17 protein-coding genes are annotated in these 25,132 nt (G+C 32.7%); 1 reads left to right on the forward strand and 16 read right to left on the reverse strand.

The features are described 5' to 3' along the window. Positions 1 to 31 precede the first annotated feature (31 nt). The 3 genes from rnr to eno form a co-directional block, all read right to left on the reverse strand. On the reverse strand, positions 32 to 2,308 hold the full coding sequence (gene rnr / locus OCU47_RS14880) for a ribonuclease R (protein WP_261829396.1): 2,277 nt from the start codon (positions 2,306 to 2,308) through the stop codon (positions 32 to 34). Positions 2,309 to 3,125: 817 nt separating this feature from the next. After that, positions 3,126 to 3,353, reverse strand: coding sequence for a preprotein translocase subunit SecG (gene secG, locus OCU47_RS14885; RefSeq protein ID WP_261829397.1), 228 nt, complete (start codon positions 3,351 to 3,353; stop codon positions 3,126 to 3,128). 329 nt (positions 3,354 to 3,682) lie between these two features. After that, positions 3,683 to 4,978, reverse strand: coding sequence for a phosphopyruvate hydratase (gene eno / locus OCU47_RS14890; protein ID WP_261829398.1), 1,296 nt, complete (start codon positions 4,976 to 4,978; stop codon positions 3,683 to 3,685). A gap of 541 nt (positions 4,979 to 5,519) precedes the next feature. Here eno and OCU47_RS14895 point away from each other — a divergent pair. Next, complete coding sequence (locus tag OCU47_RS14895) at positions 5,520 to 6,758, forward strand: hypothetical protein (protein WP_261829399.1); 1,239 nt, start codon at positions 5,520 to 5,522, stop codon at positions 6,756 to 6,758. A gap of 275 nt (positions 6,759 to 7,033) precedes the next feature. On the opposite strand, the gene ilvC is transcribed toward OCU47_RS14895, so the two are convergent. The 13 genes from ilvC to gap all read right to left on the reverse strand — a co-directional run bounded on the left by ilvC (position 7,034) and on the right by gap (position 25,075). Next, a complete protein-coding gene (gene ilvC / locus OCU47_RS14900) occupies positions 7,034 to 8,041 on the reverse strand; it encodes a ketol-acid reductoisomerase (protein ID WP_261829400.1) in 1,008 nt (335 codons plus the stop codon). Positions 8,042 to 8,316: 275 nt separating this feature from the next. Next, the gene (ilvB, locus tag OCU47_RS14905; RefSeq protein WP_261829401.1) at positions 8,317 to 9,984 is read right to left on the reverse strand and encodes a biosynthetic-type acetolactate synthase large subunit; all 1,668 of its coding nucleotides are present in this window, start codon (positions 9,982 to 9,984) and stop codon (positions 8,317 to 8,319) included. 188 nt (positions 9,985 to 10,172) lie between these two features. Further along, positions 10,173 to 11,834, reverse strand: a complete 1,662-nt coding sequence (ilvD, locus tag OCU47_RS14910; protein WP_261829402.1) for a dihydroxy-acid dehydratase — start codon at positions 11,832 to 11,834, stop codon at positions 10,173 to 10,175. Positions 11,835 to 12,461: 627 nt separating this feature from the next. After that, the gene (leuB, locus tag OCU47_RS14915; protein WP_261829403.1) at positions 12,462 to 13,538 is read right to left on the reverse strand and encodes a 3-isopropylmalate dehydrogenase; all 1,077 of its coding nucleotides are present in this window, start codon (positions 13,536 to 13,538) and stop codon (positions 12,462 to 12,464) included. Between the two features lie 382 nt (positions 13,539 to 13,920). Next, on the reverse strand, positions 13,921 to 14,418 hold the full coding sequence (leuD, locus tag OCU47_RS14920; protein WP_261829404.1) for a 3-isopropylmalate dehydratase small subunit: 498 nt from the start codon (positions 14,416 to 14,418) through the stop codon (positions 13,921 to 13,923). A gap of 15 nt (positions 14,419 to 14,433) precedes the next feature. Next, positions 14,434 to 15,693: a 3-isopropylmalate dehydratase large subunit gene (leuC, locus tag OCU47_RS14925; protein WP_261829405.1), complete on the reverse strand. Its 1,260-nt coding sequence runs from the start codon at positions 15,691 to 15,693 to the stop codon at positions 14,434 to 14,436. 13 nt (positions 15,694 to 15,706) lie between these two features. Beyond that, complete coding sequence (gene cimA / locus OCU47_RS14930) at positions 15,707 to 17,299, reverse strand: citramalate synthase (RefSeq protein WP_261829406.1); 1,593 nt, start codon at positions 17,297 to 17,299, stop codon at positions 15,707 to 15,709. Next, complete coding sequence (gene ilvN / locus OCU47_RS14935) at positions 17,289 to 17,810, reverse strand: acetolactate synthase small subunit (protein WP_261829407.1); 522 nt, start codon at positions 17,808 to 17,810, stop codon at positions 17,289 to 17,291. Before ilvN ends, cimA begins: the two co-directional genes overlap by 11 nt. Before the next feature lie 569 nt (positions 17,811 to 18,379). After that, a complete protein-coding gene (locus OCU47_RS14940; RefSeq protein WP_261829408.1) occupies positions 18,380 to 19,402 on the reverse strand; it encodes an IS1595 family transposase in 1,023 nt (340 codons plus the stop codon). 492 nt (positions 19,403 to 19,894) lie between these two features. Then, a complete protein-coding gene (gene gpmI / locus OCU47_RS14945) occupies positions 19,895 to 21,430 on the reverse strand; it encodes a 2,3-bisphosphoglycerate-independent phosphoglycerate mutase (protein WP_261829409.1) in 1,536 nt (511 codons plus the stop codon). 500 nt (positions 21,431 to 21,930) lie between these two features. After that, entirely contained in the window at positions 21,931 to 22,677 is a 747-nt protein-coding gene (tpiA, locus tag OCU47_RS14950; RefSeq protein ID WP_261829410.1) for a triose-phosphate isomerase, read from the reverse strand. A gap of 89 nt (positions 22,678 to 22,766) precedes the next feature. Then, a complete protein-coding gene (locus OCU47_RS14955) occupies positions 22,767 to 23,945 on the reverse strand; it encodes a phosphoglycerate kinase (RefSeq protein WP_261829411.1) in 1,179 nt (392 codons plus the stop codon). A 122-nt stretch (positions 23,946 to 24,067) separates the two neighbouring features. Then, positions 24,068 to 25,075: a type I glyceraldehyde-3-phosphate dehydrogenase gene (gene gap / locus OCU47_RS14960; RefSeq protein ID WP_261829412.1), complete on the reverse strand. Its 1,008-nt coding sequence runs from the start codon at positions 25,073 to 25,075 to the stop codon at positions 24,068 to 24,070. Positions 25,076 to 25,132: the final 57 nt, after the last annotated feature.

Consider the following 25,132-nt stretch of genomic DNA (forward strand, 5'->3'; position numbering starts at 1 on the left):
TATCAACCAAACATTTGGCAAAACTTATATTCTATTCTGACCATTGCTCGTTAATATCTTCATGGTTTTCTGGACTTATAGTATGCTTTACTGGTTCTTTGCCTTCAAGTTCTTCCTCAGAAGCTTCATTAGTCTCATCAAATTCTGAATCTAAATCTTCTTCATCCTCTCCAGCTACCACAAAGAATATTTCTCTATTTTCAATATCTACATTCTCACATCTTACCTTTATTGCATCACCTAATCTGTAAGTCTTCTTTGTTCTTTCTCCAATTAAAGCTAAGTGAGCTTCGTCATAGATATAGTAATCATCAAATAAATCATTTACGTGAACTAAGCCTTCAATTGTGTTAGGTAGTTCTACAAACATACCAAAGGATGTAACTGATGATATTATTCCTTCGAATTCCTCACCAATTCTCTCACTCATATACTCAGCTTTCTTTAAGTCATCAACTTCTCTTTCAGCTTCTTGAGCCACTCTTTCCATCTCTGAAGATTGCTTTGAAGCTGCATCAACTATGCCCATAAGGTCACTAGAACGTTTTTCATTGATTTGACCGTGTAGATATTCCTTTATTATTCTATGAATTTGAAGGTCTGGATATCTTCTTATTGGTGAAGTAAAGTGGCAGTAGTATTTTGCTGACAAACCAAAGTGACCTGTACATTGAGGTGCATATCTAGCTTGCATCATACTTCTCAATAAAAGTGTAGAAACCACCATTTCTTCCTTCTTACCCTTTACCATGTTTAATACTCCTTGAAGAGTAGATGGATGAGTTTCAGCAGTCCATGGAACTCTGTACCCAAGGTTATATATAAACTCTTTAAACTTTTCTAGCTTTTCTGAATCTGGATCCTCATGAATTCTATATACAAATGGAGTTTGAGTCCAGAACATATACTCAGCTATAGTTTCATTACATACAAGCATGAATTCTTCTATCATTCTATTGGCTATTTCTCTTTCATATGGTTTTATATCTATAGGTTTCCCAAGTTCATTTAAGATTATCTTAGACTCTTCAAAATCAAAGTCTATAGCTCCTCTTTTCATTCTCTTCTTGTTTAAGATGTTGCAAAGTTCTTCCATAGCCTTAAAGTCTTCATAAAGGTAATCATATCTCTTTATAAGCTCTTCATCATGATCCTTAAGAATCTTTGTTACATCTGTATAAGTCATTCTTTCAGAAGTTTTTATTACTGTCTCTGCTATTTCATGTTGTACGACCTTTCCTGAATGATCAATCTCCATAAAGCAGCTTAAGGCTAATCTATCCACTCTAGGATTTAAGGAACAGATACCATTTGATAACTTCTTAGGTAACATAGGAATAACTCTATCAATTAGATAAACTGAAGTAGCTCTCTTGAAAGCTTCCTTATCTAAAGGATTGTTTTCTTTTACATAGTGAGTAACGTCTGCTATGTGTACTCCTAACTTAAAGTTACCATTCTCCAATCTTTCAATTGAAACTGCATCATCTAAGTCCTTAGCATCTTCACCATCAATTGTTACCATTCTTATATTTCTTATATCTTTTCTGCCCTTAATTTCTTTTTCTGAAATTTGATCTTCTACATTGTCTGCAAACTTCAATACCTTAGGTGGGAATTCTTCTGGAAGACCATACTTCTTAGCTATAATTAGTATGTCTATACCAACTTCACCCTTTCTTCCTAAGACTTCTTTTACCTTACCTTCAGGTTTTTTGTCATCTTGAGCCCATTTAGTTATCTCAACAATAACCACATCTCCATCCCTAGCTCCATTTTTGTCTTTCTTAGAGATAAAGATATCCTTTTGAATTCTCTTATCCTCAGAAATTACAAAACCAAAGCTTCTTGAATCTTGATAAACTCCAATTACACTCTTATTTGCTCTATCTGTTATCTTAACAATAAGACCTTCACACTTCTTGCTCTCAGTGTCTTGCTTTGTTATCTTAGCTAGAACTTTATCTCCATTCATTGCTCCATTCATATTGTTTATAGGGATGAAAATATCCTTCATTCCCTCTTCATCTGGAATGACAAAACCGAAGCCTCTTTGATGTACTTGAAGTTTACCACTTACTAAACCTTCAGTATTTTCATCTACTTGATCTCCCATTTTTTCAATGACACCAACTCTGCCACTCTTATCACTAACAACAAGACCTTCTCTTTCCATTGATCTTATTACTTTTTTAAATGCATTATATTCATTTTTATTGATATCAAAAATTTGTGCTAATTCATATATCTCCATTGGGTTATATGCTGGTTCTCTCATGAACTGTAATAATGTTTGTTTTATTCCCATCGTTGTTAACCTCCTTTAAAGGATCTATTTACTTATTATTTTGTGCCTAACATCAAAATTTAATTCCTACCACACCTCTATAAAACTTAATCAAATCAATTTTGTTAGACATATAAAGATAAATAACAAGTTCAATATTATAATGTAATTTGAACTTAATTATTATTGAATATATCTTACCCTAATTATATCATATGATTATCCACTATTGGTTAACTTATGTAAAGGTATATTTTCATTCCCGTAAATTTTTTTACTTTTATACTCTATTTAACAAAATAGTAATGTATATCTTCAACTAGTATTAGATTTATTATATGTATATCTTTATTTGTTACCAAATATATTACATATATATCTTTATTGATTAGCAAGTGTATTACATATCATGCTTGTTTCATATTCCGTGTATTTCTAAATAAAACCACAGGATTTTTTCGATATTTTTTTATGGCTTAACTTAATATATCTCTATTAGTAATCTTGTCCATGTTTTTGATCTATATACCTTATTTATTAATTAATAAAAGCGTATGTAACTGTTCCACCTAAATGTTGGTAGAATTTTAAGTTATTTTGTCGATTTTTTAGTCGAATTTTGAGAACTTGTCCACCAACATTTTAATGGAACAGTTCTATATAGGTTCTACACTTTATTTACCGTCACCTATTATTCAGTATTTTAAATTCTAATTTCTGAATTCTTAATCCTTAATTCTGCCTTCTTAATTCATACTAAAAGCCTATCTCTATTAGAAATATAAAAATAAAAACTCCAGGCCTTAACCTAGAGTTTTGAAGTTGAAGCATACGCTTCTTATATTATATTTAATATTACTGTATTGATAGCAAATAATGCTGCTGAAATCGCTGTTACTCTAACTAGCAATACTTCTTTTGTTCTACCTTTATTCTTTGAGTAGAAAGTTTCACTCTTACCTTGAATAAGTCCACTTAAAGCATCTGCTTTTGATGGTTGAAGTAGTATTGATACTGCAATTATTATTCCTAATATAGCTTCTACTGCTAATAATGCTATTTTCAAATGAGGCACCTCCCATAAGATGTACTTTATTTCTACATTTTAAATGCTATTCATATGATAGCACATTATAAAGTTGTTTACAATAACAACTAATACTATATTTTTAAGGTAATTAATTATTACATATAATTTGTAATTATTCATAAATTATGTATACACTTAAACTAGCTTCAAACAAAAACAAGGTAACTGAATTCACAGCCACCTCGTTTTTGTTTTATTTATATTACAATCACAATCACATCAATATTAATATCTACATTTATATTTCCACTTGCATTTACATTCGTTATAGTACACTAGTTAAACTAGCTACTTGCAAGCTTATATTATTTTTTTACATTAAAGAAAGCTTTTTCTCCTCTATATTCAGCAACTTCTGCTAAATCTTCTTCAATTCTTATTAATTGATTGTATTTAGCAACTCTTTCTGATCTAGCTGGTGCTCCAGTTTTGATTTGACCTGCATTAACTGCAACAACTAAGTCAGCTATAGTAGTATCTTCTGTTTCACCTGATCTATGAGAAATAACTGCTGTATATCCAGCTCTGTTAGCCATTTCTATAGCATTTAAAGTTTCAGTTAAAGTACCTATTTGGTTAAGCTTAATTAAAATTGAGTTAGCAACCTTCTTTTGAATTCCACTTGCTAATCTTTCAGTATTTGTAACAAATAAGTCATCACCAACTAATTGTATCTTATCTCCCAATCTCTCAGTTAATAGCTTCCAACCTTCCCAGTCTTCTTCTGCCATACCATCTTCAATAGAGATTATTGGATATTTATTTACCCAATCAGCATAGAAATCAACCATTTGTTCAGCTGTTAATGATTTTCCTTCGTTAGTAAGTTCATATTTACCATCTTTATATATTTCTGATGAAGCTGCATCTATAGCAATGTATATATCTTTACCTGCAGTATATCCTGCTTTTTCTATAGCTTCGATTATAACAGATATTGCTTCTTCGTTTGATTTTAAGTTTGGTGCAAAACCACCTTCGTCACCAACTCCTGTAGAATATCCTTTGTCATTTAATAATTTCTTAAGTGTATGATATACTTCTGCACACATTTGTAATGCTGAACTGAAGCATTTAGCTCCCACTGGCATAATCATAAACTCTTGAAGGTCTACTGAGTTATCAGCATGTTTTCCTCCATTGATTATATTCATCATTGGTACTGGTAATACTTTTGCATTTACTCCACCTACATATTGGTATAGTGGTAATCCTAAATAGTTTGCAGCTGCACTAGCTACTGCTAAAGAAACACCTAGGATTGCATTAGCACCAAGTTTACTCTTATTTGCTGTTCCATCAAGAGCAATTAATTCTGAATCTATTAATGTTTGATCAAAAACATTCATTCCAATAAGCTCAGTAGCTATTTCATCATTTACATTTGAAACAGCCTTCTCTACTGATTTTCCTTGATATTTTGATTGGTCTCCATCTCTTAATTCCACAGCTTCATACATTCCTGTAGATGCTCCAGAAGGTACTGCTGCCCTTCCGCAAGTTCCATCTTCCAATACTACCTCTACTTCAACTGTTGGGAAACATCTTGAGTCTAGTATTTGTCTTGCAACTACGTCTACGATTTCTACATATTGTTTCATAACTTTTACCTCCTAAAATCACTGTACAAGTGATAGTTGATTCTTTCATACCTTTTTATTTTTTTCATATTTTATAGAAATTATGCCTTACTTTTTTATATTTTTATATTTATATCTTTTTCTTGCTTTTATTATACTACTATGATTTTAGAATTCAATAGAATTATTGTTAAATAATAATAATTATTTGTTAATTTCAAAATTATTCTCTTTTGCCTCTTACCTCTCAGTTTTTAATTTTCTGTTTTACTCCTTACTTTTTACTTATCCTTTACTTATTCATAACTTGAACTTTGATGTACAAGATTTTTAAGCCTTCTATTGACATTCCTTTAATCACATCATTATTTAAACTATTATATCCATTATTATTTTCTATACATATATTTATTATTATCTCCACTATTATCTACTATATCTCTCTTTATTATTACTCCATTTTTTTTAATAGACATCCCCTTTTTGTAACACCTTTGGTTTTAAAAGCATATTATTTACTATGCATGTACTGAAAAGTATATTTTTTAAGGAGGATTTAACAATGTCTTGTAATCATTCAAATGATAATAACGTAGGTTCTGGTACTAGTCCAATTTCAAATACAAATTGCAGATGCACTTGCAATTGCAATTGTGGAGGCGCTGGTGTAAGTCCAATTTCAGAAATATCACCAATATTCACTTGCCCACCAAAGAAAGAAGTTTGCTGCAATGGAATTCATATTCCTTGTTTCAATCGTTGCACAGCAAGAACTGCTTTAAACTATGTTGATTCAATATTTGATATCAAAAAGGGTGAAGCTACTGCTGTAACTGCTGATTTTAGAGTTCCACTAACTGGCCCTGGTGCACAAGAAGCAAACCTTATTTCAAACTTCACATCAAATAATGTTTGGTGCAATCGTGAATTCTCACCAAGTCCAAATGCTAAGTTTATTGTTGAATCTGCTGCTGCTAGAGTAATAAGCGTTGCTCCATGCAGGCCTTTTGATAATGACGATATCGAAATTAACTGCAAGCCACTTACTTCAGCTCAAAGTGTTACAGCAATTTCTCCAAACCTATATCAAATTAATTTAGGTGAATTTGCTTCTCAAATTTTCTTTGATGACTGCCGTAATGGTGCTAAAGCAAACATTAGAATAAAGCCATTTAAGATTGGATACACAATCCAATACACTCTTTGTGGTACAGTAATCGATGGAAACTGCGCATATAAATTCTTCATCAGATTCAACGACACTAATAGATGTCCATTTAGAGGCGAAGCTGGAGAAATGGATGAACATTGTCACCAAGCACCAGGTCTTGGTGCAGAAGCTTTCTTAGGTGCAAGAAATGTTCCAGATGATTTTGCAATGGATTTATTTAACTTTGATAATAATGAAGTTAGTGACTTCATTCCACCACTTCCACCAAAACATCATCATGATGAAAACTGCGACAAGATATCAAGCTTTGTAAGAGGTTTATGTATTCCAAGAAGAGCTTCTATCTTCCCACCATATATAAACTTAGTTTACAGCTATGATGTTGATTTCTTTAACTGTGTATCTATAAAGTATCACAGAGGTATGGGACCAATCGCTGGAGCTGGTCTTCAAGATGCTCAACTTGATGGTCTTGGATGCAATCCATGCCCACCATGTCCAACATTTGGATACTTTGAGATTAGAGGTACTTCTATAATAACTCCTTCAGTTTTAGCTGAATCAGTTAGACCAATAAGAGCATTATCTTTAATCAATCCAGTAGAAGATCCTACTTTTACTGAAGAATAAACAAAATAAAATTCAAGATTTATCTGATTACAAGATTTATATGCTTTAAGTTTAAGGTATTTAAATCTTGGTACAAAAATAAAACCCAGAAGGAGGCTAAATTTAGCTTTCTTCTGGGTTTCTCTATAAACATATGGATATTTATTTATAAATATATTTTTTAGCACTCTATTAATTTAACTTATCTTTATCTTTATTTGTATTTTATATAGGATATCTTCAAAAACAAGTAGCCCACATGATTAGTTATTTCATATATTGGTTATTTACAACTATTATTCATCTAATTTCTTTTCGCCTATCCAAGACATCATGCCTCTTAGTTCTTCTCCAACTTTTTCGATTTGATGTTCTTTTTCAAGCTTTCTTCTTGCATTAAATGCTGGTCTGTTTACCTTGTTTTCTACTAACCAGTTCTTTGCGAAAGTACCATCTTGGATTTCAGTTAATACTTTCTTCATCTCTTTCTTAGTTTCTTCAGTTACTATTCTGTTTCCTACAACATAATCTCCATATTCTGCTGTATCAGAAATAGAATATCTCATAGTTGAAATTCCACCTTGGTAAATTAAATCTACTATTAGCTTCATTTCATGTAAACATTCAAAATAAGCATTTTCTGGTTGATATCCAGCCTCTACTAATGTTTCAAACCCAGCTTTTATTAATGCTGTAAGTCCTCCACATAAAACTGCTTGCTCTCCAAATAAATCTGTTTCAGTTTCATCCTTAAAAGTAGTTTCAAGAACACCAGCTCTTGCTCCACCAATTCCTACTGTATAAGCTAATGCTAAGTCCTTAGCTTTTCCTGTATAATCTTGCTCTACAGCTATTAAGCATGGAACACCTGATCCTTCAGTATATGTTCTTCTTACCATGTGTCCTGGTCCCTTTGGTGCCACCATAAATACGTCTACGTTCGCTGGTGGTACGATTTGACCATAGTGTATGTTAAATCCGTGTGCAAAAACTAAAGCCTTTCCTTCTGTTAAGTATGGAGCTACTTCTGCTTTATATAATTCTGCTTGTTTTTCATCTGGTACAAGTATCATTATGATGTCGCTTTCCTTAACTGCTTCAGCAACAGTTTTAACTGCTAATCCATGAGAAGCTGCCTTCTCCCAAGACTTGCTGCCTTCATATAGCCCAACAACAACATCAACACCACTTTCATAAAGGTTTCTTGCATGAGCATGACCTTGACTGCCATAACCTATAACTGCAACCTTTTTACCTTTTAATAAATCTAAATTTGCGTCCTTTTCATAATACATCTTTGCCATTTTTAATTTCCTCCCCAATTTAAGTTTATTTTATTATTTTATTATTTTATATTTATCTTACATTCCAACTAAAGAATCTCTATCCTTTTTCATGTAAGGAGTACTTTCTCTATTTTATAGAGAATTAAACTTAACCTAGTTGCTATTTAATACAAGTTAGCTAATTAATATAAGTTACCTATTTTAATTTTTCAACTTCTCCATTTTGTAAAGAATCATACTCCTTATTTTCTTAAAGAATTTCTACTCCTCATTTAGAAAGTTAAATCAAATTATTAAAGATCTTTCTCTAGCAAGATTTCACTTATTGGTGCTCCTGGAGCTACCATAGGGAAAACTTTTTTGTCCATATCTACTACACAATCTATTAACACTGGTGAATTATAATCCACAGCCTTGCCTAAGCAATCTTGAAGTTCCTCTGCTGTATATGCTCTGAAGGCTGTTGCTCCATAAGCCTCTGCCAACTTAACAAAGTCTGTCTTTCTATTTAATGTAGTACTTGAATACCTCTCTTCATAGAACAACTTCTGCCATTGTCTAACCATTCCTAGTACACTGTTATTCATTATAACTATTATCACTGGTAGGTTCTGAGAAACTGCTGTAACCATTTCATTGCAGTTCATTCCAAAGCTTCCATCACCAGTTACTAAAACTACTCTCTTGTTTGGCATTCCAACTTGAGCACCAATTGCTGCTCCCATACCAAATCCCATGGTTCCAAGTCCGCCTGAACTTAAAAAAGTTCTTGGAGCATCATAACCATAGTACTGTGCAGTCCACATCTGATGTTGGCCTACATCTGTAACTATAATACCTTGTTCTTTAACAGCCTCTTTTATTTGAGTTACTATTATCTGTGGATTTAATTCTCCTTTATTTTCACAAGTACATTTATCTGCTTCTTTAAGTTCTTGTAATTTAGCCATCCATTGCTCATTTCTATTTTCCTTAAGCTTTGGTAACAGCCTTTCAAGAATAACCTTTATATTTCCTACTAAACCCAAATCTACTCTAACGTTCTTATTTATCTCTGCTTCATCAATGTCTAAGTGAATAACCTTTGCATTTTTTATAAAATTCTTATTGTTTATAACTCTATCACTGAATCTAGCTCCAATTGCAATCAGCAGATCACATTGAGTGGCACAGATATTTGAACACCTGCTACCATGCATTCCTATCATTCCTGTAAATAGGGGATGTTTATAAGGAAATCCTCCAAGTCCCATAAGAGTCATACCTACTGGTGAGTTAATCTTTTCTGCTAGTGCTAACAATTCCTCACTAGCATCTCCAGATATTATTCCTCCACCTGCATAGATGAATACCTGCTTACTTTCATTAATTAAATTAGCTACTTGATCTAATATTTCTTCATCTACATCATTTGATTCCTTAAGTTTTTGAGGTTCCTTCTTAACATACTCAGCCATCTCAGCAGTTACATCTTTAGGTATATCTATAAGTACAGGTCCCTTACGCCCTTCATTGGCAATTCTAAAAGCCTTTCTTATAGTATGCTGAAGTTCATTAACATCTCTTACTATGAAATTGTGCTTTGTTATTGGCATTGTTATGCCAACTATATCAACCTCTTGAAAGCTATCCTTACCAATAAGTGGCTTTGCAACATTACCCGTAATTACAACTAAAGGAACAGAATCCATATACGCTGTTGCTATACCTGTCACAAGATTTGTAGCTCCAGGCCCAGAAGTAGCTAAACATACTCCAACCTTTCCTGTAGCCCTTGCATAACCATCTGCTGCATGTGCTGCCCCTTGCTCATGGGCAACTATAATATGATTAATTTCTTCGCTATGCTTATAAAGAGCATCATAAATATTAAGAACCGCCCCACCTGGATATCCAAAAATAGTCTTAACATCGTGGTCAATTAATGTTCTGATGAGTATTTCTGCACCATTTACTCGCATCTTAACTCCCCCCACAAATTTATTTCCTTTCAACAATTAAAAATTAAAAATAATATCTTTTTATTTATTCCTTATCTTTTTATCTCATAAATACAGCACTCTTAAAACTCATAAATCCACCACTATTAAAATTTGATTTAATCTTCAAAAACTATATAACTATATCAATTATCTCTAATATTGTGGTATTAGTCCTCAAAAACTGCACCGTATGCTGCTGAACTTACAAGCTTTGCATAACGCTTTAAATACCCTTCTTTTACCTTTGGTTCTCTTGGAGTCCATTTTTGTTTTCTCTCTTTTAGCTCCTCTTCAGAAACCTCTAGTTGTAATAGTCCCTTTTCTATATCAATTAAAATTGTATCTCCTTCTTCAACTAAGGCTATGTTTCCACCTTCAGCAGCCTCTGGAGAAACGTGACCAATGGCAGCTCCTCTTGTTGCTCCTGAAAATCTTCCATCTGTTATTAGCGCTACAGATTTATCAAGTCCCATTCCTGATAATGCAGAGGTTGGAGACAACATTTCTCTCATCCCTGGTCCTCCTTTAGGACCTTCATATCTAATAACTACTACATCACCTTGATTAATCTTTCCATGAAGAATTGCTTCTATTGATTCCTCTTCAGAGTCAAAAACTCTTGCTTTTCCTTGGTGCTTCATCATTTCTTTAACCACTGCGCTCTTTTTAACTACAGCCCCTAATGGTGCTAAGTTTCCTTTTAAAATTGCTATTCCACCTGTAGCTGAATATGGTTCTTCTATTGGTCTTATAATCTTATGATCAAGAACCTTAGCTCCCTCTATGTTTTCACCTTGAGTTTTTCCTGTTACAGTCATGCAGTCAAGCTTTAATAAATTCTTCTTACTAAGCTCACTCATAACTGCTCTTACTCCACCAGCTTCATATAAATCAACAATATGGTCACAACCTGCAGGACTTAATCTGCAAAGGTTTGGAGTTTCTGCACTTATGTTATTTATTTTATCTAAATTCATAGGAACTTTTGCTTCCTTTGATATTGCTGTAAGATGAAGTACACTGTTTGAAGAACAGCCAAGTGCCATATCCACTCTCAATGCATTTTCAATAGCCTTTTCATTTACTATGTCTCTTGGTTTTATATCAGATTTCACTAAGTTCATAACCTGCATACCTGCTTGTTTAGCTAGTCTTATTCTCTCTGAATAAACTGCTGGAATTGTTCCATTACCAGGTAAAGCAAGCCCTATAACTTCACTTAAACAGTTCATAGAGTTTGCAGTAAACATACCTGAACAAGAACCACAAGTTGGGCATGCATTATTTTCTAACTCTGATAACTCATCTTCAGTCATTTTATTAGCATTAACAGCACCAACAGCCTCAAACATTGTAGATAGTGATACTGCTGAACCTTTATGCTTACCTGGTAGCATTGGTCCACCACTGACAAATATTGATGGAACGTTAAGTCTTAATGCTGCCATCAACATACCTGGTACTATCTTGTCACAGTTTGGAACGAAAACTAAACCATCAAATCTATGCGCCTTAACCATGCATTCTATAGAATCTGCTATAAGCTCTCTTGTTGCCAGAGAATACTTCATTCCCTCGTGTCCCATTGCAATCCCATCACAAACTCCTATAACAGGAAACACTAGTGGAGTTCCTCCATTTATAAGTACACCTGTCTTTGCTGCCTCAACTATATTTCCTAGATGCACATGTCCTGGAATTATATCATTTTGTGCAGATACTATACCAATTAAAGGTCTATCTATCTCAGCGTCACTTAACCCTGCTGCCTTGAATAATGAACGATGAGGTGCTCTCTCAACTCCTAGTTTTACTGCATCACTTCTCATTTCTAATCATCTCCTAATATTCTCTCTATACTGCGTATATAAATGTACTTTTCTATAGCTCTTATTTATAACTTTGCTTATTATCAATTACTTTTCTAATCTCTTGCTAACTAGCAAGCTTTGTGTTTTTTAATCTTATATTTCATACTTAATATCTTATAGTTAATATTTTCTGAAAGCATCCTGACATTATCTCATATTATTTGAAGACATCCTGCCGTATGTTTATCATATATAGCTAATAAAGATTTTTCTTAGGTTTCTTCTTATTTACCTAACTCTTAAACAGTCCTATGTTATCATTCTAGTATCCATATGGAACTGTTCCATATTAATGTTGGTGGAAATATTAGTGGACAAGTTACAAAAATTCGACATTTTTTTCACCAACATTTAGGTGGAACAGTTCTATACACATCTTCATAAACATATAACACTATCCTATATTCGTAGATATATATCCAATTATGCCTTCCTAACAACTAATAATATATTTATCTTTGTAATTCTCATCTTTTATGTCTAGCACAATTCTTCTTGTATCTATCCCATGCTCTTCTTACTATGAGCAATGCTATTTACCTATAAATTATGAATTAGATTAATCAGAACTTATAGATATCAATATTAAAGATTGCTAACAACTAACTCTCCCATCTTCTTAGTTCCAACCTTAACTTTACCTTCACTCATAATGTCACCAGTTCTGTATTCAGTGTCTAAAACTTTGCTTACTGCATTTTCTATTGAATCTGCTTCTGCATTAAGTCCAAAGGAATATCTAAGCATCATAGCCACTGATAATATTGTTGCCAGAGGATTTGCAAGATCTTTACCTGCAATATCAGGCGCACTTCCATGGATAGGTTCATACAACCCAAAGCTGTTGTCACCTAAACTTGCTGAAGGTAACATTCCAATTGAACCTGTAATCATTGAAGCCTCATCTGATAAGATATCTCCAAACATATTACTTGTTAATATAACATCAAATTGTCTTGGATCTCTTACTAGCTGCATTGACGTATTATCTACATAAAGATGTTCTAAAGTCACCTCTGGATAATCCTTAGCCACCTCCTCAACAACTCTTCTCCATAAACGTGAGCTCTCAAGAATATTTGCTTTATCAACAGATGTTACTTTCTTATTTCTCTTCATTGCTGAGTCAAAAGCAATCTTTGCTATTCTTTTGACTTCTGAAGTTGAATATTGCTCTGTATCTCTTGCAACCTCTTCCCCATTTTCCTTTGTAAGTAATTCTCTTTCCCCAAAGTAAATTCCACCTGTTAGCTCTCTAACAACTAACACATCTATACCATCACCAATTATTCTATCCTTTAGTGGTGATGCATCCTTTAACTGCTTATAAAGCATTGCTGGTCTTAAGTTGCAGTATAAGTTCAAGCCTCCTCTTAGCCCCAATAAAGCTTGTTCTGGTCTAACCTTTGCCTTAGTATCATCCCACTTAGGTCCACCTACTGCACCTAACAATACTGCATCACTTGCCTTACAAATATCTAAAGTTTCCTCTGGAAGAGCTGTAGTTTTAAATTCATCTATTGCACAACCACCTGCTTTAGCATAGGTATATTCAAACTTATGATTAAACTTCTCTCCAACTGCATTTAATACATTAACCGCCTGCTCTGTAACTTCTGGACCTATTCCATCCCCAGGTATAACTGCTACTTTATATTTCATCTATAATAACCCCTTTCATTTATAAAACGCATCTTATTTACATCTGTTTCTTACATGCCCTGTTTATTGATTTAATTGCTTATTGCTAATCTATTTCTTATATGCCCCTGTCTATTAATTCAATTGTTTATTGCTAATCTATTTCTTGTATCCCCCTGTCTATTGATTTAATTGCTTATTGTTAATCTATTTCTTATACGCCCCTGTCTATTGATTCAACTGCTTATTACTAATTTATATTTTATATCCCATATTCACTACTTAAATGCTTATTGCCACTTTATATTTTATAACCCTTATTTACTGCCTAATTGCTCATTGCCAATCTATGTTTTATAGTCCCCTCGTTGCTGACTTAACGCCTATTGCTACTTTAAATTATCTATTTTGCTTGCTTATTAGCCTTTATATATTCAACAAGTCCATTGCTGTTTATTATCTTTTGCATGAATTCTGGGAAAGGTTCCCCTTGATATTCTTTCCCTGTAGTTAGATTTTTTATTACCCCTGTTCCAAAATCTACTTCAAGTTCATTGCCCTCTTCAATACTTTTCACTGCTTCTTCACATTCTATAATGGGAAGACCTATATTTATTGCATTTCTATAAAAAATTCTCGCAAAGCTTCTTGCTATAACACAGCTAACTCCAGATTCTTTTATTGCTATAGGCGCATGTTCCCTTGAAGAACCACAGCCAAAATTCTTATCTGCTACAATTATGTCACCAGGTTTTACTCTTGTTACAAAAGTTGTATCTATATCTTCCATGCAATGTGATGCCAATTCTTTTGGATCAGAAGTATTTAAATATCTTGCTGGTATTATTACATCTGTATCTACATTATCTCCGTATCTAAAAACTCTTCCTGTTGCTTTCATCTTCAATTCCTCCCACTATACCAATTCTGGATCTGTAATTTTGCCAGTTAATGCTGACGCTGCTGCTACTGCTGGCGATGCTAAATATACTTCTGATTCAACGTGTCCCATTCTTCCTACAAAGTTTCTATTTGTAGTTGATACTGCTCTTTCACCCTTTGCAAGTATACCCATATGACCACCTAAACATGGTCCACAAGTTGGTGTTGAAACAATTGCACCTGCTTCTATGAAATCCCTAAGAAGCCCTTCTTCCATAGCCTGAAGATAAATCTTTTGAGTTCCTGGGAAAACTATCGTTCTAACTCCCTTTTTAACCTTCTTGCCTCTTAATATTTGGGCTGCAATTCTTAAATCTGTTATTCTTCCATTTGTACAAGATCCTATTACAACTTGATCAACATCTATATCTCCTACATTATCTATTGTCTTAGTATTCTCAGGCAAGTGTGGGAATGCTACAGTAGGTCTTAGTGTACTTAAATCTATTTCATAAACCTCATCATATTTTGCATCCTCATCTGCTTCATAAATCTTAGATTCTCTTTTTGAATGTTCTTTCATGTATTCTATTGTTATCTCATCTACAGGAAAAATTCCATTTTTTGCACCTGCTTCTATTGCCATGTTTGCTATAGTGAATCTATCATCAATTGATAAATATTTAAGTCCCTCTCCAGAAAACTCCATTGATTTGTATAAAGCTCCATCAACACCTATCATACCGATTATGTGTAGAATTACATCCTTACCTGAAACCCATTTTGCAGGTTTGTTTTTTAATACGAACTTTAAAGCTGATGGTACTTTAAACCATGCTTCTCCTGTTGCCATACCTGCTCCCATATCTGTAGACCCTATACCAGTTGAAAATGCCCCTAATGCTCCATAAGTACATGTGTGTGAATCTGCTCCTATTACCACATCCCCTGCAACCACTAACCCCTTTTCAGGAAGCAAGCAATGTTCTATCCCCATTTCACCTACATCAAAGTAATTTTTAATTTGTTTTTCTTTTGCAAATTCTCTTATAAATTTGTTTTGCTCAGCTGCTTTAATATCTTTATTTGGAGTAAAGTGATCTGGAACAATTGCTACCTTTTCCTTATCAAAAACCTCTCCAAATTTAAGCCTTTGAAATTCTTTTATTGCCACTGGCGATGTAATATCATTTCCTAGTACTAAATCAAGTTTTGCCTCTATTAACTGTCCTGCTTTTACTTCTTCTAACCCCGCGTGTGCTGCCAATATTTTTTGAGTCATCGTCATTCCCATTTGTTCTTCCTCCTTAAAAATAAGTTTTAACTTTCCTTTCAATATCTTTAATTAATTTATACTCAATAGAGTCTACCAGAGCTATCCAACTTGCTTGAATTATATCCTCTGATACCCCAACAGTACTCCACTTTTCTTCTCCATCTGTACTTTCAATCAATACTCTAACTCTTGAAGCTGTAGTTTTATCTGAATCTAATACCCTAACCTTGTAATCAACTAATCTTACAGAGCTTAATAGTGGGTAAAACTTTTCTAATGCCTTTCTTAATGCTTTATCTAGGGCATTTACTGGTCCTTGGCCTTGTGCTGCTGTAATTTCATAATTATTATCTACTGTGAGTTCTACCATAGCTGTAGCAGAAAATTCTCCACCATAAGAAGGTTGTTCTCCAATTACTTTAAACTGCTTAAGTTCAAAAAATGGTTTATATTTTCCCATTGTTTTTCTGATCACTAGTTCAACAGTTCCATCTGCTCCTTCAAATTGATAGCCCTCATATTCCAACTCTTTGAGCCTCTCTGTTACTAACAATACTTCTTCACTATCTTTTTTGAAGTTTGGAAAAAGCTTTTTGATTTGATTGTATATTGTACTTTTCCCACTGACTTCTGAAACTAAAAATCTTCTTGAATTCCCAACTAACTCTGGTTTAACATGCTCATAAGATACAGGAATTTTGCAAACTGCATCTATATGCATTCCACCTTTGTGTGCAAAAGCACTCTCTCCTATATAAGGCATATCATCCTTAAGAGGAATATTGCATATTTCTGAAATATACATTGCTGTACTCTTTATTTCTTTGAGTTTATCTTTGCTTAATACTTCATAGCCTAGTTTCAACTCTAATGTTGGAATTATTGCACTTAAATTGGCATTTCCACATCTTTCTCCGATACCTAAAAATGTACCTTGAATATGTGTTGCTCCCCCTTCTACTGCCATCAATGAGTTTCCTACTGCAAGTCCCATATCATTATGAGTATGAACACCAATAATAATTCCTAAAGTTTCTTTTACGTTCTTTGTGATTTCTAAAATTTCTCCTTGTAGGCTACCTCCATTTGTATCACAGAGCACTAGCGTATGAACCCCTGCTTCTTTTGCAACTTCCAAAGTATTCATAGCATATTCTTGATTTCTTTTATATCCGTCAAAAAAATGTTCTGCATCAAACATTACATTTTTACCTTTAGAAACTAAATATTCTATCGTATCTTTTATCATTTCTAAGTTTTCATCCAAAGACGTTTTTAGGATTTCTGTCACTTGAAACGAATCAGATTTTCCAAAAATAACTACTGTTTCCGTATTGGCTTCTAAAAGGCTTTTCAAATTCTTATCTTCTTCTACTGTTACATCTGCCCTTCTGGTTGATCCAAATGCTACAACCTTTGACTTTTCTAACTTAATGTCCTTAATTCTTTTAAAGAATTCTAAATCCTTTTGATTTGAACCTGGATTACCTGCTTCTATATAATCAATTCCTAATTTATCTAAAGCCTTAACAATCTTCAGTTTATCTTCAACTGAAAAAGATATTCCTTGACCTTGAGCTCCATCCCTCAAAGTCGAATCTAATATAAAGATTTTATTCTTCATAATCCTCAACTCCTAAATCTTTATGAACACTATCTTCTCCTCTTCCAAGAGCTGATATACCTGTTCTAACCATCTCTTGAATTCCATACTTATTCATAAGATCTATAATTGCTGAGATTTTACTTTCACCACCTGTCGCCAATACAGTCAAACTTTCGTGAGATAAATCGACTATTCTGCATCTAAATATATTAACAATCTCATTTATTTCTGCTCTAGTCTTTTCAGTTGCAGCAACCTTTATAAGTACCAATTCTCTTACCACAGAATTTGATGAATTTAATTCAACTACTCTTTTTACGTCCTCTAATTTATTTATTTGTTTTATCATTTGTTCAACAGTATCATCATCAGCCTTTACTGTTATTGTCATTCTTGAAAACTTTGGATTTTCTGTGCTTCCTACTGATAAACTATCTATATTGTATCCACGCCTTGCAAATAAACTTGAAATTCTACACAAAACCCCCGAATAATTGCTAACAATTATTGATAATACTCTTGTATTCATTTATTTACCTCCCCAACAAATTTGATTTCCTTTAAAAACAAAATTCAATATAAATACATAAATGTTAATAAATTAATATATTTTTGTATAAAAAAACTCACCTTTAATGATATAATCAAAAAAGGTGAGGATATTATCTCCACTCTATATCACTAAGTTCTATCAAACCCTTGCCTATAACGTGGCATAACGTAAAAGTCTTACTAATTAAAAATTGTTCAGACCTTATGCTCCAGAGTGATTCATTATAACCTTAAAGTATCGATTTACACCAAACATCGACTCTCTGTGACTTTATCAGTAATAACCTTTCTCTTTCAACGCATTTGCTTTTCGTTAAATTTATTATAATTATAATATTACATTACTGTTATTATGTCAACATTTATTTTTATTTTTTATGAAATTATTAATAAAAATCACTTTTTGTTAGCAATTTAATTTTAACACTTATGTTTTTTACAATAAAAATTAGTATTTGTAAATTTCAAGATATTTATCTAGTAAATGCCCTACACAGTAGCTCTGAGTCACCAAAATAAAAATATGCCTCAAGAAAAGTATGTAATTTATCCCGAAACAACTACTCCATCTAAAGTTACATTCTTAAAATCAACAGTTCTCAAAACTTTATTGCTATTTAGTAAGTTTATAAATAACTGTTTTACTGCAACACAAAATTGGGTTGCCTTGTTTTTAATATCCCAAACATATAAATTGAGATAATAATTCACATACTTTGTGGCAATCCCCATAAATTTCTCTGTATATCTAATAAAATTAAATCCATTATTTCTTGCTGTTTTGTTATCTAAGTATTCTCCTGTTTTGGTTTTATACCTTTTTGATCTTTCTAATTCTATTCTAAACCTATTTTTCTTTGCAAAACTTATATACGAAAAATTTCTTGCTGTACATAATATTGACTTTGGTTTCACTAACGGAGATAAGAACTTCCTTGCATCTTCATAATTTACTACACTATTGTCTATTCCTCTTAAAACTATATTTTCTGAATCATCTATGCAGCTTATTACTCTTATTCTTTCATTCATAGGTGCTTCAAACCTTGAATATTTTAATCTAATTTTTTTAGTTTCTAAAAAAATTTTCTTATTTCCTTTTAAGTTTTTCCGCATCATAAAATCATCAACTTGCACATGATGTGAAAGCTCGCTTGTCATTACTTTATTCTCAATAGAACTTAATATCTTATGTCTCCACGCAAAAGCTGTTTTAATATTTATTTTTAATTCCTCTGATATTGCTTTCAATGTCATACCCTTAGCCATGCAGCCTAAATATTGTATCCATACGTGAATATCTTTTTTACTGTAGCTTAATGGAGATGTGGTAACCTCAGAAAAAGTTTTATCACAGCATTTACATAGATGTCTTTTATACATATTGGAGCCTGACTTTGTGTATCCATATTTTATTATATTGATACTACCACAGTGTGGGCATTTTGTTATGTTTTTAGCTGATTTAAAAAAATCATAATAATAGTTTAAACAATCTTTTATGTAAATTTCCTTAAATTCTTCATTACATTGGTTCGTTGAAAATAAATCTAATTTATTAGTCCACATCTCAATCACTCCATTCAGAAAATATGTTCTCTCTGAATTTTTGACTGATTATTTTTTTATATTCACTGTGATTAAAATTTTTTATGAAGAATGGATGAAAGGAGATGTGACTGTTTATCTACTAGAATCCCTATAGAAGTATTCCATAACAATGTTGGTGGACAAGTTACAAAAATTCGACAAATTTTTCGCCAACATTTAGATGGAATACTTCTATATAGGTTTTCAACTCATTTATGAACATGGTGATATCAAAATCATGGAGAATTCCAACATCAAAATATAGTATAATTCTTGTAATTTTAAAGTAAGTAAACAATAAGTATAAGCTCACATGATAAATTCGCAAACAAAACACTTAAAAATAAAAAATCCCCCCACACCTACTTGCTTTACGTTTCAAACAATCACAAAATTAATTGAACAAAGCTATGCCAAAAAAAACAGCTTAAAATATTTTCATATTTTAAGCTAGTTCATTAAATTAATATACTATTTCATTAAATTTTGACCAGTCATTTCAGCTGGAACTTCTAATCCCATAGCTGTTAACATAGTTGGAGCTATATCTGAAAGTCTTCCGCCTGATTTTAATTCTTTTCCTTCAGCATCCTTTGATACCCATACAAATGGAACTGGATCTGTAGTATGTGCTGTAAATGGTGTACCTGTTGAGAAGTCTATCATTATTTCAGCATTTCCGTGGTCAGCTGTTATAAATACTGTACCTTCTTTTTCTAGTACCTTATCTACTACTTTGCCAAGACAAGTATCTACTGCTTCAACAGCCTTCTTAGCTGCTTCAAATACTCCTGTATGACCAACCATATCTGGGTTAGCGTAGTTAACTATTATCATATCATACTTATCTGCATCAATCTTAGAAACTAAGTTATCAGTTAACTCAAAAGCACTCATTTCTGGTTTTAAATCATAAGTAGCAACCTTTGGAGATTGAACTATTTCTCTATCTTCACCTTCATTTGGTTTTTCAACTCCACCGTTGAAGAAGAAAGTAACGTGAGCATACTTTTCAGTTTCAGCAATTCTTAATTGTTTTAAGCCTTTATTTGAAACATATTCTCCTAAAGTATTTGTATAACTTTCTGGCTTGTAAGCTACTTCAACTCCAGTAAAGTCTTTGTTGTATTGAGTCATACATACAAAAGTTACATCTAACTTTTCTCTTTGGAAACCATCAAAGTCATCTTGAGTCATAGCCTTAGTTATTTCTCTTGCTCTATCTGGTCTAAAGTTAAAGAATATAACTGAATCATTATTCTTTACAGTCGCTACTGGAGCACCATTCTCTAATACTACACATGGTAATACAAATTCATCTGTTTTATTATCATGATATGAGTTTTCCATTACTTCTACAGCTGAGTTTGCAGTTTCACCCTTACCATTAACTATAGCATCGTAAGCTAATTGAACTCTTTCCCATCTGTTATCTCTATCCATTGCATAATATCTACCTGAAACTGAAGCAATCTTACCAACTCCAACTTCTTTTAGATAAGCTTCTAATTCTTCAACAAATTCTTTACCTGATGATGGTGCAACGTCTCTTCCATCCATAAATGCATGAACATAAACATTTTTTACACCCTTATCTTTAGCCATTTTAATTAGACCCTTTAAGTGATCTATGTGTGAGTGAACTCCACCATCTGATAATAATCCCATTAAGTGTAGAGATGAATTCTTATCAATTGCATTTTTCATAGCAATATTTAAAGATTCATTATCTAAAATTGTTCCTTCTTCTACTGCTTTAGTTATTCTAGTTAATTCTTGATATATTATTCTTCCTGCACCTATATTTAAATGTCCAACTTCTGAATTACCCATTTGTCCTTTAGGAAGTCCAACATCTAAACCTGAAGCTTGAATTTCTGTATGAGGATATTTTGCTATTATTCTATCATAATTAGGTTTTACTGCAGCTTCTACAGCATTTCCATCTGATTTAGCAGCAATACCAAATCCGTCTAATATCATTAACATTACTGGTTTTTTTGACATATATTTATACCTCCATATATCTTCTTCTCTGTTATTAATTATTTTTAACATTTAATCTAAATTTATTTTGATTTTCTATACAGTAATTATACTATATTATTTCCTTACTCTCAACAAATGACATCGTTATCATTTTATTTGACAAAAATTTATTTTTTTATCGTTTTTATGAATATATTAATCTTTATATAAGTATAATTTTGAAAAATTATACCTTAAAAAATAGTTGTAATTTAAAACATTAATCATATAGCCTAATAGCTATAAAAAATCTGTTTAGAATAGTATGCGTTTATACTACTTTAAAATTACGGATAGTTTCCCCCATATTATAATTTTCTAAAGAATTAAAAAAGTGTTGCAAAATCACATAAGTAAATTTACAACACCTCTTTCATTTCAATCTAATTTTCAATAATTTAGTTATGCTCTACTTGCATAACTTAAAAAGCAAAGTTATATATCATTGAAAAATACTTAATTTAAAAGTATTTTTAATTCTAGTAGTTAACTATTGCAGAGAAGTCAGAAGCAACTAAGCTAGCTCCACCAACTAATGCTCCGTCTATGTCAGACATAGCCATTTGAGCTTTTATTGTGTTTGGTTTAACTGATCCACCGTATTGGATTCTTACTTTGTCAGCAACTTCTGCTCCGTACATTTCTGCAACCATAGCTCTTATTGCTTTTATTGTTTCGTTTGCTTGTTCATCTGTAGCAGTTTTACCTGTTCCTATAGCCCAGATTGGTTCGTAAGCTATAACTAGTTTAGCTGCTTGATCGTTAGTTAATCCAGCTATATCAGCTTTAATTTGAGCTTCTATAACTTTATTAGTTGTTCCATTTTCTCTTTGCTCTAAAGATTCTCCACAGCAAAGGATTGGAGTTATGTTGTGTTCGAAAGCTTTCTTAACTTTCTTGTTTAATGCTTCATCAGTTTCATTGAAGTATTCTCTTCTTTCACTGTGTCCTAAAACAACATATTCAATTCCCATAGCTTCAAGCATTCCTGGAGCAACTTCTCCTGTGAAAGCTCCACTTTCTTCAAAATGCATGTTTTGTGCAGCAACTTTAATATTTGATCCAGCTGCAGCTTTTTTAACAGCATCTAAACATACGAATGTAGGGCATACAACTACATCACAAGTAGCATCCTTTACTAATGACTTTAATTCTTCTACCATTTTTACTGCTTCTTCAACAGTTTTGTTCATTTTCCAGTTTCCTGCTATTATAGCTTTTCTCATTATAAATCACCTCATATATTTATTCTTGAAATAAGGGTTTTGAGCAAAAGCCAAAACCCTTTATAATTGTTAACTTTAATTAAATAAAATTATTTATTGTTTAAAGCAACTATTCCTGGAAGTTCTTTTCCTTCTAAGAATTCTAGTGATGCTCCACCACCAGTAGAGATATGAGTCATCTTATCTCCAAATCCTAATATATTAACAGCAGCAGCTGAGTCTCCTCCACCGATTACTGTTGTAGCATCTGCATCAGCCATAGCCTTAGCAACTGCTATAGTTCCCTTGTTGTAGTTTTCGAATTCGAATACTCCCATTGGTCCGTTCCAGATTACTGTCTTAGCATCTTTGATTGCATCAGCATATAAAGTTTCAGTCTTAGGTCCAATATCTAATCCCATGTTTCCGGCTGGAATGTTTTCATCAGCAGTAACAGTAGCTTCTACATCTTTGAATTCAGCAGCAACTCTGTGGTCAACTGGTAATAAGAATTTAACTCCCTTAGATTTAGCTTTTTCGATCATTTCTTTAGCGTAGTCAAGTCTATCTTCTTCTACTAAAGATGTTCCTATTTCAAATCCTTGAGCTTTTAAGAATGTGTAAGCCATTCCTCCACCGATGATTATAGTATCAACTTTTTCTAATAAGTTGTTTATAACAGCAATCTTATCTGAAACCTTAGCTCCACCTAAAATAGCTACGAATGGTCTTACTGGAGATTCAACAGCTTCTCCTAAGAATTTTAATTCTTTTTGAATTAAGTATCCACATACAGCTGTATCGATAAATTCAGTAACTCCAACTGTAGAGCAGTGTGCTCTATGAGCTGTACCAAATGCATCGTTAACAAAAACGTCAGCTAAAGAAGCTAATTCTTTAGAGAATGTTTCAACATTCTTAGTTTCTTCTTTTCTGCATCTTGTATTTTCTAGTAATACAACATCTCCGTCTTTCATTGCTGCAACAGCTTTTTTAGCGTTTTCTCCAACAACTTCTTCATCTCTAGCGAAAACTACTTCTTTGTTTAATAGTTCGCTTAATCTCTTAGCTACTGGTGCTAAAGACTTAGATGCATCTTTTCCTAAATGTGAGCAAAGAATAACTCTTGCTCCATTATTTATTAAGTAGTTTATAGTTGGAAGTGCTCCGTTTAATCTGTTTTCATCAGTTATAACGCCATCTTTTAGTGGTACGTTAAAGTCACATCTTACTAAAACTTTTTTACCTTTAACTTCGATATCTTCGATTGTTTTTTTATTAAAACTCATGTTTTTCACCTCATAAAAAATTTTTTATTTGGATATTAAATTGGTCTGGCCTCATAGCCGTTAACTACAAAACCAGACCTATTTTTTTAATCTTTAAATACTTAAACTTAAATTCTTAAATCTTAGAAGAATTTAGCAAAGTGCTTTATAGTTCTAACCATTTGGCTAGTGTATGAATTTTCGTTGTCATACCATGCAACTGTTTGTACTTGGTATAAGTCTTCTCCAACTTTAGAAACCATTGTTTGAGTTGCATCGAATAAAGAACCAAATCTGATTCCAACGATATCAGAAGATACTAATTCTTCTTCAGTGTATCCGAAAGATTCATTTGAAGCAGCTTTCATAGCAGCGTTAACAGCTTCAACTGTAAGATCTTTTGCTTTAACAACTGAAACTAAGATTGTAGTTGAACCAGTTGGAACTGGAACTCTTTGTGCAGAACCGATTAATTTTCCTTTTAATTCTGGAATAACTAAACCGATAGCTTTTGCAGCTCCTGTTGAGTTAGGAACTATGTTAACAGCTGCAGCTCTAGCACGTCTGAAGTCTCCCTTTCTGTGTGGTCCATCAAGTACCATTTGATCTCCAGTATAAGCATGAATTGTTGACATTATACCAGATTGAATTGGTGCAAGATCATTAAGAGCTTTAGCCATTGGAGCTAAGCAGTTTGTTGTACAAGATGCAGCTGAAATTATGTGATCTTCAGCAGTTAATACTTCGTGGTTTACATTGTAAACAACTGTTGGAAGGTCGTTTCCAGCTGGAGCTGAAATAACAACTTTCTTAGCACCTGCATTGATATGTGCTTGAGATTTAGCTTTTGATACATAGAATCCAGTACATTCTAGAACTACGTCTACTCCGATTTCTCCCCATGGAAGTTTAGAAGCATCAGCTTCAGCATAAATCTTTATTTCTTTTCCGTTAACAACGATAGAAGATTCTTTAACTTCTACTTCACCGTCATATCTACCTTGAGATGAATCATATTTTAATAAGTGAGCTAACATTTTAGGATCTGTTAAGTCGTTGATTGCAACAACATCGAATCCTTCTGCTCCAAACATTTGTCTAAATGCAAGACGTCCTATACGTCCAAAACCATTAATTGCTACCTTTACCATGTAAAATTACCTCCTAAAAGTATCTATAATTATATAAAATATTAAAAAAATATTTTT

The sequence above is a fragment of the Clostridium sp. TW13 genome (genome assembly GCF_024345225.1).
GTDB classification, from domain to species: Bacteria; Bacillota; Clostridia; order Clostridiales; family Clostridiaceae; genus Inconstantimicrobium; species Inconstantimicrobium mannanitabidum.